The sequence below is a fragment of the Paenibacillus sp. FSL L8-0641 genome (assembly GCF_038006265.1).
In the GTDB taxonomy this organism is placed as follows: domain Bacteria; phylum Bacillota; class Bacilli; order Paenibacillales; family Paenibacillaceae; genus Paenibacillus; species Paenibacillus polymyxa_D.
On the sequence record NZ_JBBOUW010000001.1, the window covers coordinates 4318566 to 4332075 of the forward strand.

General features: G+C 50.8%; 15 protein-coding genes. 1 reads left to right on the forward strand and 14 read right to left on the reverse strand.

The features are described 5' to 3' along the window. Positions 1-128 precede the first annotated feature (128 nt). The gene (locus tag MKY16_RS19535) at positions 129-515 is read left to right on the forward strand and encodes a hypothetical protein (protein ID WP_231109445.1); all 387 of its coding nucleotides are present in this window, start codon (positions 129-131) and stop codon (positions 513-515) included. Here the strand turns inward: MKY16_RS19535 and MKY16_RS19540 are convergent. From MKY16_RS19540 to MKY16_RS19605, 14 genes are all read right to left on the reverse strand, one after another. Further along, positions 512-1711: a glycosyltransferase gene (locus tag MKY16_RS19540; protein ID WP_340956710.1), complete on the reverse strand. Its 1200-nt coding sequence runs from the start codon at positions 1709-1711 to the stop codon at positions 512-514. The two genes, MKY16_RS19535 and MKY16_RS19540, sit on opposite strands and share 4 nt — an antisense overlap. Before the next feature lie 28 nt (positions 1712-1739). Further along, a complete protein-coding gene (locus MKY16_RS19545) occupies positions 1740-2456 on the reverse strand; it encodes a glycosyltransferase (protein ID WP_340956711.1) in 717 nt (238 codons plus the stop codon). Next, positions 2453-3451: an NAD-dependent epimerase/dehydratase family protein gene (locus MKY16_RS19550; RefSeq protein ID WP_029518286.1), complete on the reverse strand. Its 999-nt coding sequence runs from the start codon at positions 3449-3451 to the stop codon at positions 2453-2455. Before MKY16_RS19550 ends, MKY16_RS19545 begins: the two co-directional genes overlap by 4 nt. Beyond that, entirely contained in the window at positions 3412-4266 is an 855-nt protein-coding gene (locus MKY16_RS19555) for a dTDP-4-dehydrorhamnose reductase family protein (RefSeq protein WP_069012647.1), read from the reverse strand. Before MKY16_RS19555 ends, MKY16_RS19550 begins: the two co-directional genes overlap by 40 nt. Continuing rightward, positions 4263-5249: a polysaccharide biosynthesis protein gene (locus tag MKY16_RS19560; RefSeq protein ID WP_029518284.1), complete on the reverse strand. Its 987-nt coding sequence runs from the start codon at positions 5247-5249 to the stop codon at positions 4263-4265. Before MKY16_RS19560 ends, MKY16_RS19555 begins: the two co-directional genes overlap by 4 nt. Beyond that, positions 5242-6333, reverse strand: coding sequence for a non-hydrolyzing UDP-N-acetylglucosamine 2-epimerase (gene wecB, locus MKY16_RS19565; protein ID WP_209949724.1), 1092 nt, complete (start codon positions 6331-6333; stop codon positions 5242-5244). The genes MKY16_RS19560 and wecB overlap by 8 nt, the downstream gene beginning before the upstream one ends. 121 nt (positions 6334-6454) lie before the next feature. Further along, positions 6455-8116 (reverse strand): glycosyltransferase, encoded by a 1662-nt coding sequence (locus tag MKY16_RS19570; RefSeq protein ID WP_029518282.1) that lies wholly within the window; start codon positions 8114-8116, stop codon positions 6455-6457. 60 nt (positions 8117-8176) lie between these two features. Next, a complete protein-coding gene (locus tag MKY16_RS19575) occupies positions 8177-9310 on the reverse strand; it encodes a CgeB family protein (RefSeq protein ID WP_029518281.1) in 1134 nt (377 codons plus the stop codon). 33 nt (positions 9311-9343) lie between these two features. Then, on the reverse strand, positions 9344-10435 hold the full coding sequence (locus MKY16_RS19580; protein ID WP_029518280.1) for a CgeB family protein: 1092 nt from the start codon (positions 10433-10435) through the stop codon (positions 9344-9346). Positions 10436-10616: 181 nt separating this feature from the next. Continuing rightward, on the reverse strand, positions 10617-10976 hold the full coding sequence (locus MKY16_RS19585; protein WP_039272662.1) for a hypothetical protein: 360 nt from the start codon (positions 10974-10976) through the stop codon (positions 10617-10619). After that, complete coding sequence (locus MKY16_RS19590; protein WP_039272663.1) at positions 10924-11274, reverse strand: hypothetical protein; 351 nt, start codon at positions 11272-11274, stop codon at positions 10924-10926. Before MKY16_RS19590 ends, MKY16_RS19585 begins: the two co-directional genes overlap by 53 nt. Continuing rightward, positions 11274-11606, reverse strand: coding sequence for a hypothetical protein (locus MKY16_RS19595; protein ID WP_029518277.1), 333 nt, complete (start codon positions 11604-11606; stop codon positions 11274-11276). The genes MKY16_RS19590 and MKY16_RS19595 overlap by 1 nt, the downstream gene beginning before the upstream one ends. A 29-nt stretch (positions 11607-11635) precedes the next feature. Then, positions 11636-11923: a hypothetical protein gene (locus tag MKY16_RS19600; RefSeq protein WP_013311765.1), complete on the reverse strand. Its 288-nt coding sequence runs from the start codon at positions 11921-11923 to the stop codon at positions 11636-11638. A gap of 118 nt (positions 11924-12041) precedes the next feature. Next, entirely contained in the window at positions 12042-13502 is a 1461-nt protein-coding gene (locus MKY16_RS19605; protein WP_340956714.1) for a glycosyltransferase family 2 protein, read from the reverse strand. Positions 13503-13510: the final 8 nt, after the last annotated feature.

Here is a 13510-nt window from a genome sequence, read left to right on the forward strand (position 1 = left end):
AAGTATTTCTATCAAAATGTACTTTTTTCAGCACAGCCTAGAGACAACCATACAAGCTTTCTTTTCAATAGATTCATAGTATAAAAGCATCCCTTCAAGGGTTATCCAATATTCTGTTTTTTGAGAGGATGATTCGATTGGCTTTTACAACCGGTTATATGACGAACACTAGAGATTTTGGTACTGCCTGCTCCAATGTTGTTGTGAACTTGGTCAATGAGGACACAGTAAATGCGGCAACCGTGACCATCCAAATTTTTTTCTCGCTGGTACCGGATACCAAGACACCACTGTATGTGACATCGGTTAACTTGCCTGCAAACTCCATTGCCCGCCGTACCTTCTTTATACAAGGGGTTCTTGCCTATGAGGTACAATACAACGTGGCCTCCGCTGCTCCAGCGAATGTCGTGCTCTCCAACTTTGGACTGGATCAGTTTGGTAATGTTGTACAGGAGCACCGTGTTCTCCAGTCCGAGCTGACCACAATCCCTGCACTGTCCCCTGTTATTTAAAAGCCACCCTGTTCCAGTGCCTGATGCAATCTGTGGGTGTAATACACGTAATTCCATTCTGGCGGTACGGACTGAACCCCTCGTCCGCTGCCGATGGTGGAATGGTCATCTGTATAGTAGGAAAAGGCATGTGTATCCTGTAATGGGCGCAACAAATCCGTGAGATACAGTAGATCCGTCACGGCAATATAAGGTTTGACACCGAAGCATACAACAAAGCGAGTCGTGGTTTCACCAATAGCCTGAACCAGTGCTTCCTGGATCGAATAATGCTGCCGTGATGTTACGATTAACCGAGGGTCGAGCATCATCGACAGGAAAGCGCTAGCTTCCTGTTCTGGCGTTAAATCCAGCAGCCGTACCACGCAATTGCTGTAGTGCTGCTCCAGCAGATTATCCAGCAATGATTCAGCTTGAGCCATATCCGTGACAGGCATTAAAATCGTCATTTCAAGTGGGATGCCCCGGCGTGCTCTCGCCTCATATTTGGCGATTTGGAATGCGCGCCGCCAGCGTCGGTGCTCCTTTTGGCTGTGTAGGCCGGCCGATACACTAAATGTGGAATTCACCCGGTAATCCATCAGGATCTCCGGGATGAATTTCATATTGCACGTCTCGGTCAGCCGCAGCCAGTAATCATAATCCTCAACGGGTTGCAGCCGATAGCCGCCAATCTGGAGGGCATATTTGCTTTTGTACATAAATGAAACCCCAACAATGCTGGCGTTCAATAATTCATGATGTGGCTGACTTTGATACCGGATCAATGCCTGTTGATGCTGCTCGTCGTACAACGGGTTCCCACATGCATCAACCTGGCGGAAGGTAGAGAACACAAGGCCGAGTGAGTCTGGCCCCTGCTCCAGCTCTTGCCGCAATCGTTCAATAAAGGAAGCATTATAAACATTGTCGCTGGAGACCCAGGTCACATACTTGATCCCAGGATCTTTAAACAACTCATCGAATCCCCGGTTTAGGGCGTGGGATACTCCTTGGTTCTGAGGGAGTGTAACCAACTGAACGCGCGGGTCTCCCATTGCTGCGTGGAGCGCTGGTCCCACCATTTCCGGCGCTCCGTCAATAACAATGATGAAGCGAAATGCCCTGTAGCTCTGGGCTAGTACGGATGAGATTGCAGCTTGCAGATAGCCGATATCCTGTTTGTACAGTGGCATAACAATCCCCGTATCTACCATATCAATCCCCCCTGACAGACTTTCGGCTTCATGAGGATAAACCACTCAATACCTGACTGAAGCGATCTCGATAACGTGCTTGGGTGATGTTGTACTCCCGCTCCACAGCGGGCCAATATTTTTTGGTTCCCATTTCATCATGCCAACGGTAGTTAACCAAGGACTCGTTCAGAAAAGGAAATGGATATCCCGCCAGCATCACTCGGTACCACATATCCAGATCATGTGTGTACGGCAGCAATTCATCAAACAAACCGATATGTGCAAACAGCTCCTTTTTAAACATAACCGTGCATCCATTGACCGGATTTCCTTGTTGAAAAAAACGGTAAAACTCCGTCATAGACGGAAACACGGCGGCTGCCTGGTAGCTTGTGACTTGGCTATATTGATTGATGAAATTGAAGTTGGTATGGGAGATGTACGCACCGTTTTCCACCATAAAAGAAACCTGATTGTTAATTTTATCCCTATGATAGGTATCGTCGGAACTGAGCCACGCAACATAATCGCCACTGGCATGTCGGATACCATGATTCAGAGCGCTGGCTGTTCCACCATTGGATTTCCCTAAATAATGTATATAAGGAAGATAGGCCTGAAGCATATCAACATGTTCCGTGGACCCGTCATCGACGACAATAATCTCGAGTGGGCCATAAGTTTGCTCTAGTGCACTTTGCAAAGCCTGATCCACATATGCACAGTTATAAAAGGGAATGACGATCGTTACTTTCGGTCTCATATCGTTCCTTCCTTTCCGGCTCGGCGGTATTGAATCATATCCTCCAGAGATTGCCTCAGCTGTATGGTCGGCTTCCAGCCCATGTCCTCCAGCTCTTTCGCACGGTATGCCTCGGTAGATGCTGACTCTGCCACATCCCCCCATTGTATGGGAATAGATGTTTTGGCCAGCGCAACCATACGTTCCACGATATTGCCCAGTTCCACAATGCGGCCTGTGCAGACCGAGTACACTCGGCCTGGCACACCCTGTTCCAATAGCACACCGTATGCGCGAACGGCATCACGAACGTCGAGAAAATCACGTTGCGCATGTCGGGAAGATACCCGGAACGGGACAGTTTCAGTTGCGGACTGCCCCTCCCTACGTTCCGTCTGAACGATATACCCCGCGAGTAATGCACAAAATCCGGTAGATGGACCCGGACCGATCAAGTTGCAAGGCTCTGCCAGCATGACGGATTGTTCGAACAGCGCGCCCCACGAGAGCGCGACTGCCTCTTGAAGGCTTTTGCTAAGGCTGTATGGATGTGTTGGATGATACGGAGCCTGCAAAGCCGTCTTTAGCCGAGAACCCGCCACGACAATTCTGGCTTTGGGGAAAGGTCGCAGTACATCGAGCAGATACAGGGTGGACAGTACATTGGATTCCATGTATAGCAGGGGACTCTCCCAAGATTCAGGGACGGAATTTTTACCACCCAGGTGAAGCACATAATCCGGAGCAATCTGTCTAATTACTTCGCCCAGACGTTTCTTGTCGAGCAAGTCACACACATAAGGCGTAATACAGTTGCGAGTCTCCGCCTCTGGGCTGTTATTTTCATCATCGCGAGCCAGTAAGATCAGTTCTGAGACGGAAGCGGCAGTGCGAGTCAGCGCCGCTACCTCCCAGCCGAGCTTTGCAAAATGGCGGCAGGCATGCATCCCGGTATAGCCCGCCGCTCCGGTAATGACTATGACAGGCCGACGTTGTTCCGCTGTGCTTCCGTCCATTCCAGCAGCTCCTTCAGCATGATGCTGTAGTGAGGAACATCGTAGAGCAGATCGGCCCGGGTAGAACGAAGCGTCCGGTCCTGCACCGGCTCATCTTTCGGCACGATCCGAATATCCTCCCTATTCCAGATGTCTTTGAACAGCAGCAGCAAATCGTGCTTGCTGATCGGTTCAGGGTGAACCAGATGAATGAGTCCGTCCAGCGGCTCATTCATCTGCACCTGTATCGCCTTTGCTAATTCCAGCGTCGTAACCCCGTTCCAAAAGACCCGGCGATACCCGTTAACGTCTCCGCTCTGCTGCAAGAACCAGTGCAGCAGACCAATGCCACTGGGCCGAATTTCCGGCCCGATAATGGAGGTACGGATAGTCAGATGCCCTGCGGCCTTTACTTCTCCGAGTATTTTCGTCAAAGCATAGGCACTTGTCCCATCGGGTTGATCCGTCTCCTTATATAAACCAGGTACCCGATTTCCCTCGAATACGCAATCCGTGCTGATATGAACCAATCGGGCACCGATACTGTCCGCTGTCCGCCGGAGAAGATGTGGCAGCAACCCATTAATTTGGTATGCTGCAATTTGATCCTCCCCGGCATGCTGATTCAGTACACCTACCGCGTTAATAATAACGTCTGGCCGTACACTCCGTACCAGCTGCTCCACCATAAAGCTGTCCTTTACATCCAGCAGCAGACCACCTTTATTTTCGGGATCACGGGTGGTGTAGAACACGTTATACCCGCTCTGGTTTTGGAAATACTTCACCAGAACATGGCCCGCCATGCCGTTACCACCCAAAATAAGCAGCTTCATTTGATGAACCCCCCGCTTTGGAGAATGCTGCGAATCTCCTCTTTCGACATCAAATTAAACTCCGAACTAAAGCTGCTGAATGACACGGGAGGGCACTGATTATAGCGGTCCTTTAATTGAGGAATATTCAGCGTTGGGAGAATGACTAAATATTGCTCGTCATAGACTACCGTCGTCAGGCTTTCAAAATCGCTCATCAAAATCTCATGAATTTTCTCACCGGGACGCACACCTTTTTCTACAATTTCTACGTTTTCCACACCTGAATCCTCAATGAGCACCTCAGCCAAGTCCAAAATACGGCAGGTTGGCATGGTCATGATAAAAATTTCCCCGCCTACACTTTCCACCGAGGCTTTGAACAGGAGACTGATCGCATCACGCAAGGTTAGGAAGAAGCGCGTCATGTTCATATCTGTGATCGAAACCTTGCCCTTTTGGCGAATCTGGCTTTGGAACAGATGCACCACGCTTCCGTTTGTGCCCAAAACATTACCGCCGCGCACCGTCACGAAACGCGTATCGCTATTCAGCAGATTGGCGTAAACAATCAGTTTTTCTCCTATTGCCTTCGTCATGCCGTAAAAATTGGACGGATTCGCGGCCTTGTCGGTCGATATATAAATGACTTTCTTGACCTGATTAACGACAGCGGCCTCGATTACGTTTTGAGTGCCTACGACATTGGTTTTGAGTGCCTCGTAGGGCTGATCCTCACAGACGGGTACGTGCTTGAGCGCTGCCAAATGAAATACATAGTCCACTCCTTGACAAGCGGTAGTCAGCGCATCCTTATCCCGAATATCTCCAATACAGAAGCTGAGTCGTTCATCCTCAAACTGCCTGTTCATGGCAACCTGACTGGATTCTCCGCGTGAAAAGATAATGACCTCTTTGGGGTTACGCGGCAGTAACTGGGCAACCAGCTCATGCCCCCAGGAGCCGGTACCGCCGGTAACCAAGATACGTTGGTTTTCAAACATGCCGTTTCCCTCCAAGCAGAAATTTAACTACCTTATCCGACACATCTTCCACCAGATAGCCTGCGGGACATTGCCACTTATGGGTCATCCCGGTCATTATGGCTACCGCGTTTGCTATAACCTCGCCATCAAGGCCGGACACGATATTGCTGCCGCAATCTACCGTTTCCGGCCGTTCAGTCGTCCGGCGCATCGTAACCGTCGGCACCCCCATGACACAGCATTCTTCCTGTACGGTACCACTGTCTGTCAAAGCGCAGCGGGCATGCCGCTCCAGCAGAACGAAGTCAAAAAAACCGAACGGTTCGTGAAATTCCACTAGCGGATCAAGCTGGATCGGCGGATGGCTTGCGATCCGGGCGGCAGTCCGGGGATGAATACTGCAAATGACCCGCTGCCCGAACTGCTGGGCTACCCGGTTAAGACCATCTAAAATAGCCAGCAAATGCGGTGGATGGTCGACATTTTCGGCTCTGTGGGCAGTGACCAGGAAATATTCTCCCGGCGACAGTCCCAACTTTTTCAAAATCCCACTACCGGTTACCTCTTTCTCATAGTGCTGCATTACTTCGTAGATCGGATTTCCAGTCAGTATGATTCGTTGGCTTGGGAAGCCTTCGCGTAGTAGGTGCTGCTTGCTTTGCTCCGTATAAGGCATATTAATGGTAGATATCGCATCAATGACACGCCGGTTCTTCTCCTCCGGCACATCCAGATCATAACAGCGGTTCCCCGCCTCCATATGCACGACCGGATAACCCATACGTTCCGCAAGTAAGGCACATAAAGCGCTGTTCGTATCACCGAGCAATAGCACATGATCGGGGCGTTCCTTGTTTAAAATATCCTCCATCTGCGAGTACATGGCGGACAACTGTTTGCCCAGTGTCCCCGCTTTCTCCTGAAGTACATAATCCGGGGCACGCAGTCCCAGTTCGCGAAAGAACTGCCCGCTCAGGCTTTCGGTGTAATTTTGGCCCGTATGCACAAGCACATGTTCATCTGCATGGCGGTCTAGCTTCGGAATGATCAGGCTGAGCCGTATAATCTCCGGTCTTGTGCCGAGCACGGTCAATATTTTCATGGTTTTGGAACCCACCTTTGCTGTCGTTGTTTCATTGAATTGTGGCGTTCAATGAAGGATAGCCATCCAGCAGACTGGCTGTGCTCCAGCTTAACGTTCATCTCAAAGGTCCGGCGTAGGTTCACCCGGACCGTTGTTTTGTATGCTGTCCAGCCTTGAGTGTGACTCGCTTCGGTTTGTGCGCGTTGTGTCGCCGTGACCGGTGCTTGATTTTCCGCTTGAGCTTCTGTCTGGACTTGGTTTTCGGATAAAGTCCCTTCGACAACGGGAACCCGTGAATTTTCTTAAGGCGACTCTTGCCGCCGCTTCTCTTATACCTGCGATTCCGAAGTCTGGTACGCTTGCGGCCCTTTGGCCATCTCGCCCGAATACTACGCTTGCCGCGGGGCAATTCGGGTGGTGACTCAGGTAAAGGGGGTGCTGGTTGTGGCAAGCCCTGAATGGCTGCATATTCGATTGGCGGCAGACCCAGCACAGGCAGCTGACACACCACCGATTCAGGAAATTCTCGAATCGTGCTGGTATAACCCTCCGGTATAGCGGTGACCTGACGCAGCCCTTCGCCTTCCCTCGTCCATACAGGTCCACCCGGCTGCTGAATCAACGGGAACCAATGCGGATGATGACATACCCATTGACTGACCATGAGGTGCATACTGCTTCGGTAGGAATCAGGTCCGTATACACGTGTAGCTGCACTGTTGTTACGGACACCAATCCGTTCCACTTCCTCGGGATGATCGAGCAGATAGCCCACTTTTTGCGCCAGCATGTCGCTGTTGCCCGGCTCTACCAAAAAATCTGTATTTCCGGTAGCCTCCATCAATTCCACAAGTCCACCCTGCGCAAAGGCTACCACGGGCTTACCGTAAACTAGCCCTTCCAGGGCGGTCAGACCAAAGCCTTCTTCCACCATACTTGGGATCACAACAATATCCATTGCGCTATAGGCCGTTGACACGGATTCCTCGAATGAATTGAACTGGAAGCGGCGGCTATAACGAGATTGGCGGATTAAAGAGACACATTTTACGTAATATTCCGAGTCCACCGAGCTGCCGATGATCCAGAAACGACACCGCGAATTGGTTTCGCACAGCTTTAGAGCCATTTGGACAAAAGGTAACAGCCCTTTGGCTTCGTAGATAAAGGAAGAAATATAACCAATGCAAATATGAAAATCCCGCAGCCCCAGTTTTTCACGTTTCCTTTTCCGTTCCAGCACATGCTCTCTGGGAGACGGCATATCCATATCCCGGCAGGGAGACAACACCGTATGCGGACGTGTCAGTCCCCCACCATGCAAAGGACGCATTACAGCTTGAGAAATGCCGATGACCCATTGGCTATAGCGCTCAATGATAGAAACAGAAACTGGCGTATGCGCATTCTGGTTAATGACTTCGGTAATTTTCCAGATCACCGGAATATTAAGCTCATGGGCAGCCATTGCAGGCATGACGTTCACACAGGTATTGACCAGCACCACATCAGGTCGAGCATGCCGAAGCATCTGGAACAACGGTGCATACGCCACATGGGTCCGCAAATTCTCCGCATCCTGCGCCAATCCCTCATATGGGGTATACATGCCATGCAGCATGAACAGATTCTGTGTCAGAACGGTGATTCCGCGCTTGCGGGCCATTGAGGTCAGCCGCCCTTCACCAGGCGTTACGAGAATACAATCGAAGTACGTACGCATATCTAGACAAAATTGCAATAGCAGCTTCTCTGCCCCCGTAATACTGCGGACGTTGCTAACATGGCTGAATAACATCATTTTCGGCTTGATCGGAGTTCACCTCCTTTAAAATAGCAACCACCGGACGTGTGAATCACCTTATGGAAATATGACCGACAACAGTTGGTCAATCCGGTGACCATACGTGTGCTCCCGCAGGGTTCGTTCCAGAGCACGCAGAGCAATCTCACGACGCTCCTTTTCATGCGTCAAATAAAACTCAACCTTCTCCAGCAGTTCCTGCTGAGAGCTGTAGGTCTCTATCTCTTCCCCTGGCTTGTAAAAACGAGCCAGATCATCTCTTGTATCTGTCAGTTGCAACGTGCCACTGGCAGAAATTTCAAACGTACGCGGATTGGGCGAAGCCCCCGGAATTTTCAGTGAGTTGTTGTTCACCGAATCATCCTGATGGGAACGATGAAGATTAATTACGATTTTGCTGCCGTTGTACGAATCATTGGTCTCGCCCGGAGACATCCAGCGACCCAGCTCAATTTTGTCACCATACGACTGATAATCCGGGAGACGATCCCACCAGATTCCGTTGATTTTAATGTTACGAGCCATGAGCTGCGGCATAATCGGATTAAAGAAATAGATGCGGTTCCAGTAGGCTGAGCCTGTAAACCCAATCTCACGTCGTACCGAAGCGGGCGAGCTGAGGGGGAAATAGTGAGTCAGAAATGCTCCAAAGGGCAAATAGTGCACAGACGTGCAACCCAACTGACGGTACAGCTCCATGCAGTTCATCTCTAACGTGAACACATAATCATAATTCGTAACGATTTTGGTCGTCGTGTCGGTGTAATACGGATCGTCCGTTAGCCAGATGGCGGTGGGGATGCCCAACTGGCGTACCGCAGTAACCTGCTCCAACGGAAGATCCATTCCATCCAGTGCCAGCATCAGATTCGGACGGAGCTGAGCGGCAATATCTCCTACCGGCTGACGTGGGTCTGTTACGGTAACCTGAGCCGTCATGCTCTGCAATGTGGTAATGACCGCCTCATCCAGCGGAGAATACGGAAGGCCTTTGCCTGAGACGACATACAGTACATGGATTTGTCGAAAAGGGAAAACTGCTTTCATCCGCGCAACAATTGCGTTAGCACGGCCGCGCAGATATCCTTCGTCGTATCCGTCATGCAATCCCGCAGTTCTCCCCTTTTCCCAGGAGGCTGCCGCCGTCTGGTGAACAGCCGGGTCATACGGTCCTGTCGTAGATATCGTCATCACTTTCACTCCTCACTGTTTATGGTGTTTACTTTAGGCCATCGCCTTGTCCAGCAGTTCTTCCATGCGATTGGAGTACATATGCTTTTGCATAGTCGTGTACAATGCGCGCCAGGCCATGCGTTCGCGTTCCCAATCATGCTTGAGATAGTAGTCCAGCTTCACTTTCAATTCATCTGCTCCAGAGAAAGTTTCAATGTCATAGCCTGGTCGGTAATAACGGCTCAAATCCTTCCGAACATCCGTCATTTGAAGCGTGCCACAAGCAGAAATTTCATATGTCCGAGGATTGATGGACTCCGCTGAAAGCTGGTGTGTATTCCGATTATCCAGTCCGGGGTCTGTCGGGCGGTGCATATTGATGACAATTTTGGAGCCGTTATAATATTGAGCGGTCTCTTCCGGCTCCATAAAGCCCGGACGGATAAAGCGTTCCAGCACATCCCGCCGGGTCAGCCGATCCCAGTGCCCACCTACGATCAGCACTCTTTTGTCCGCCAAGAAGGGAGCTAGGTGGTCGAATAGCTTCACACGGTTCCAGAAGGCATTTCCAATGAAACAAATATCATGCTGATGCTCCCGCTCTACCCGCCGAGGATAAAAGATACGAGCTGACGCAGCCAGCGGCAAATAGTGAACCCTCGTTACTCCCTGATCGCGATAAAACGGCAGGCAAGAAATTTCGTGCGTAAATACGACATCGTAGGATTGACAGATCAACGCCGTATCCTCCGTAAAGTAAGGATCATCTACAAACCATATGGCCGTCCGAATGCCTAGGGCTCGTATTTGCTGTACCTGCTCCAGATGATCCGCCGGAAAAACATGCAGCCCGTTCATGACCAGCACGAGGTCTGGACGTTGAGCCTCGGCGTCAGCTAGCATCGTAGCAGGCGTACCGATGGCGCATGAGCTGCATATTTGGCCTAATGCTTCTTGCACACCTGTGTCTATAGCTGCGAAACCTTGCGGAATATACAACACTTTCAAATGACGAACAGCAGGCTGTATGGCCACGACCTGTGACAGAGCAGCCGTGCAACCGCCCATTCTGCGTCCTTCCCGATAGCCGCATCGGTACGCTTCGCGTTCATTTCCGCTTTGTTGATCGTTCACATCCTTCACCCTGTCCTGTTGTAGGATAAACTTCTGTCACTCCTAAACTATATGCGGAGGGGTCAAACGCATCATGGACGACTGCCACTGCCCGGACAAAATTGGCGTTTGCCCGTCCAACTGCCGAACCGCAAATAACCCCGAAGCTGTGTAGCTTCGGGGGTTAGCTGTCATGGATGTTCTGCATAGTTTACTGAGCCTTGTAAGCGACCTGGTGTCCATCTTCATAACCTTTGGCAAAGCCTGAATTGAAACCCTCGTTGTAAGCTGCATCATACCCCTGCTGAAATGCCTGCGGATCATGCTCCAATGCAACAGTCCCGGGCTGTGGATTCTCCGCAGAAGGGACTGCCACCGGGTTAGCTTGAGGTTTTTTTCGCCGCCGCAAAAGAGGATGTCTTCTACGTGCAGAATGATGTCCTCTTTTACGGCGTCTTAGAGCAAGCAGACGTCTTCTTCTCCGTTTTAATCTGCGAATGCTGGAACGCCGGGCATCTTTACGTCTTTTGCGGGCTTTTTCCCGAGTGGCGCGTTCCCACCTTGTGCTCATTTTCATTCCTCCTTTGCTTTCTCGTGGTGGTTTCATTTTTCTGAACAGGCACATGGAGCCACGGCTTCGTCGGTTTTCCATATACCTGTCGTCTTAATGGAATACCCGCCAACATTTGCGTGATTTCGCCCTGGTAGTTGCTGAGTATACGAATGGTTTCTTCCAGACGGGTAGCCGACATATCCGCATGGGGCGTCAAGTCCGCAAGACTGGTCAGCATCCGGGCAACGGCGTGCTGGCTGGCAGCAATAGACTCCATTATATCCAGCTTGATCTCACGTTCACGCCTCATGCTCATTAGTTCATATCCCCCGAGCCCATGCCTCCCATCATCCCTTCCATGCCGCCACCCTGCTGCTCATCCTGATCCAGCAATGCTTTGAGATTGCTGCAAAGACCAGTCTGAAGCCGCGTTAATCCCTCCAGCATTTCCACCATTTGCTCGTGAATCTCCAAAGGTCGCCCCAGCTGTTCTTCATCGGTGTCAAAGGCGTGGGGCGCCAGATGGTTCAGCGCCCAATTACGCACTTTTTCTGCTTCGACCGCCTTGGCCTCCAGGATCATAGACACATTCCGCTGCATTTTGGAGGCTGCGTCCAGCATGTGAATCATTGCTTGTTCCCTACTCATGTGTTCACTCCCTGCCCTCGGTTGTTACGTTACTCCTCTTCCGGGTATGCCGTTTCCTTCACGACACGAACGAGCATTTCAGCCATTGCTTCCTGAAGATCGGCAATGCCGTTCAGATAGGCCACAATGCTTTTGTTTACTTGTCCCGAGCTGTCGAGAATGCCCGGAATTCCGTCAAAACGCGGCTCCTCATCTGGCAGTTCATGTATGATCTGCGCCATGCGCACAACCACCTGCCGTTCCGCATCCAACAACCTCGACATCTGCTGCTGCGAGTGCGAAATGTGGATCAGCAAATCATCTAACTCGTTATGCATAAGCCCCTCCTTTATGTGCTCCGCCGTGCGGAACGCACGAATTACCTACGGGCTTTCCGCTACTACAGCGTATGCCGCAGCGAGTAGTCGGTTCCGCCTAAAAGCGCCTATTCGATCATCACAAATGCCCTCGCAACACTGGTGGAGCAATAATAGGCTGCTTCTCCGTCAATGCCGACAATTCTTCGGAGGACAAAAATTGAATTGGATAGTCCTCAGCCCGCCAGCTCATCACAGCGTAGAGGGTAAGGAATGGTCTTTTCCAGCCGTTGCCGATTTGGTACAGTTGCCCACCTTCAGCATACAGTAACTCGATCCAGCGCTTACGTTGAGCTGGGATATGAAGTGTGGGCAACATGGACATGTTCCCCAGCTCAGGAGCCGCCAGCACAGGCAAGGGTTCCTCTGGCGACTCAGCTACAGGTGCATCAGTGCTGCCGGAAACTGTGACCTCCGGCTTCCCTACCAAGGGAAGTGCCAACAAGTCCAGCTGAGACAATCTGACAGGTTGCACGTTTTCACCTCCCGCAGCACTGACTCCATGCAGATACCGCCTTCTTCCCGGCTCTAACCGAAATACTACACCGGACGGTCCCTGAACAATCGCTCCGATGGGGTAAAAGCTTGCCGCTGATACGTGTGTTTCCTTACCTGTTGAGATCTGGCCGTCCGTCTCCGCTGTACTGAATTTCAGGTTGTGGAACAGCTTATCCGCATCCCCCCACTTTTGTACAAAAAAGGATCGGTTCCGGCTGCTTTCCTCCATTGAACCGCTTGTTTCGGTCGTTAGAGGAAAACCATACACCGTATCCCGATCTCTTTCTTCATAATGGATAAAAGCATCTCCGGCAATTGCCATACGTATCCCCAACAAACGCACACGCAGTAGCCAATCTGCATGGGCCTCCTCAATACTGTGGCAGCCTTCGTCCCAGTAGCCCGTTTTTTTCAGTGTCTCTCTGCGCAGCAATAAACAAAATCCAGCCAAGCTTTCGGTCTCTCGCCATGCATCCGGTTTGGGAACATTGAAGGTCATGGCAAATTGACGTGCTCCATTTTCGTTCATATAAGGAACCTCGATCTGCTGTTCTTTGAATGGACCATTCGTTACAGGCCCAACAACACCCATACACGGATCGCTGTGTAAACACCCTAACAACCGATCCAACCAGCCGGGGGTCACCATGGAGTTTTGATCCAGTACCACAATAGTAGTGCCTTTTGCCATCATCAGCCCCTGATTCAGGCTACCTATCATTTGCACATCCTTTTTTAACAGCGCATAACGCACAGCGATGCTTTTACGGAGCAAATAGGTGGATGTCCCGTCCGTCGAGCCGCAGTCCACTACAATAATTTCGTGAGGATGGCTCGTATTCTCCTCAATACGGTGAATGCATGCACGGAGCTGTTGAAGCTGATTGCAGGACGGAATGATAATACTGACGCCTTCAAATACTTTGCCGAACGAAGCCTGACCCAACCTGTTACCTTGCTCCTGGCCCCTTTTATATCCTGACCAATAGCCTTTCTTTCCGAGCCGCTTGCTGTGTTTCCTTTGCATATTCAGGCGTTTCATGCCGTTCA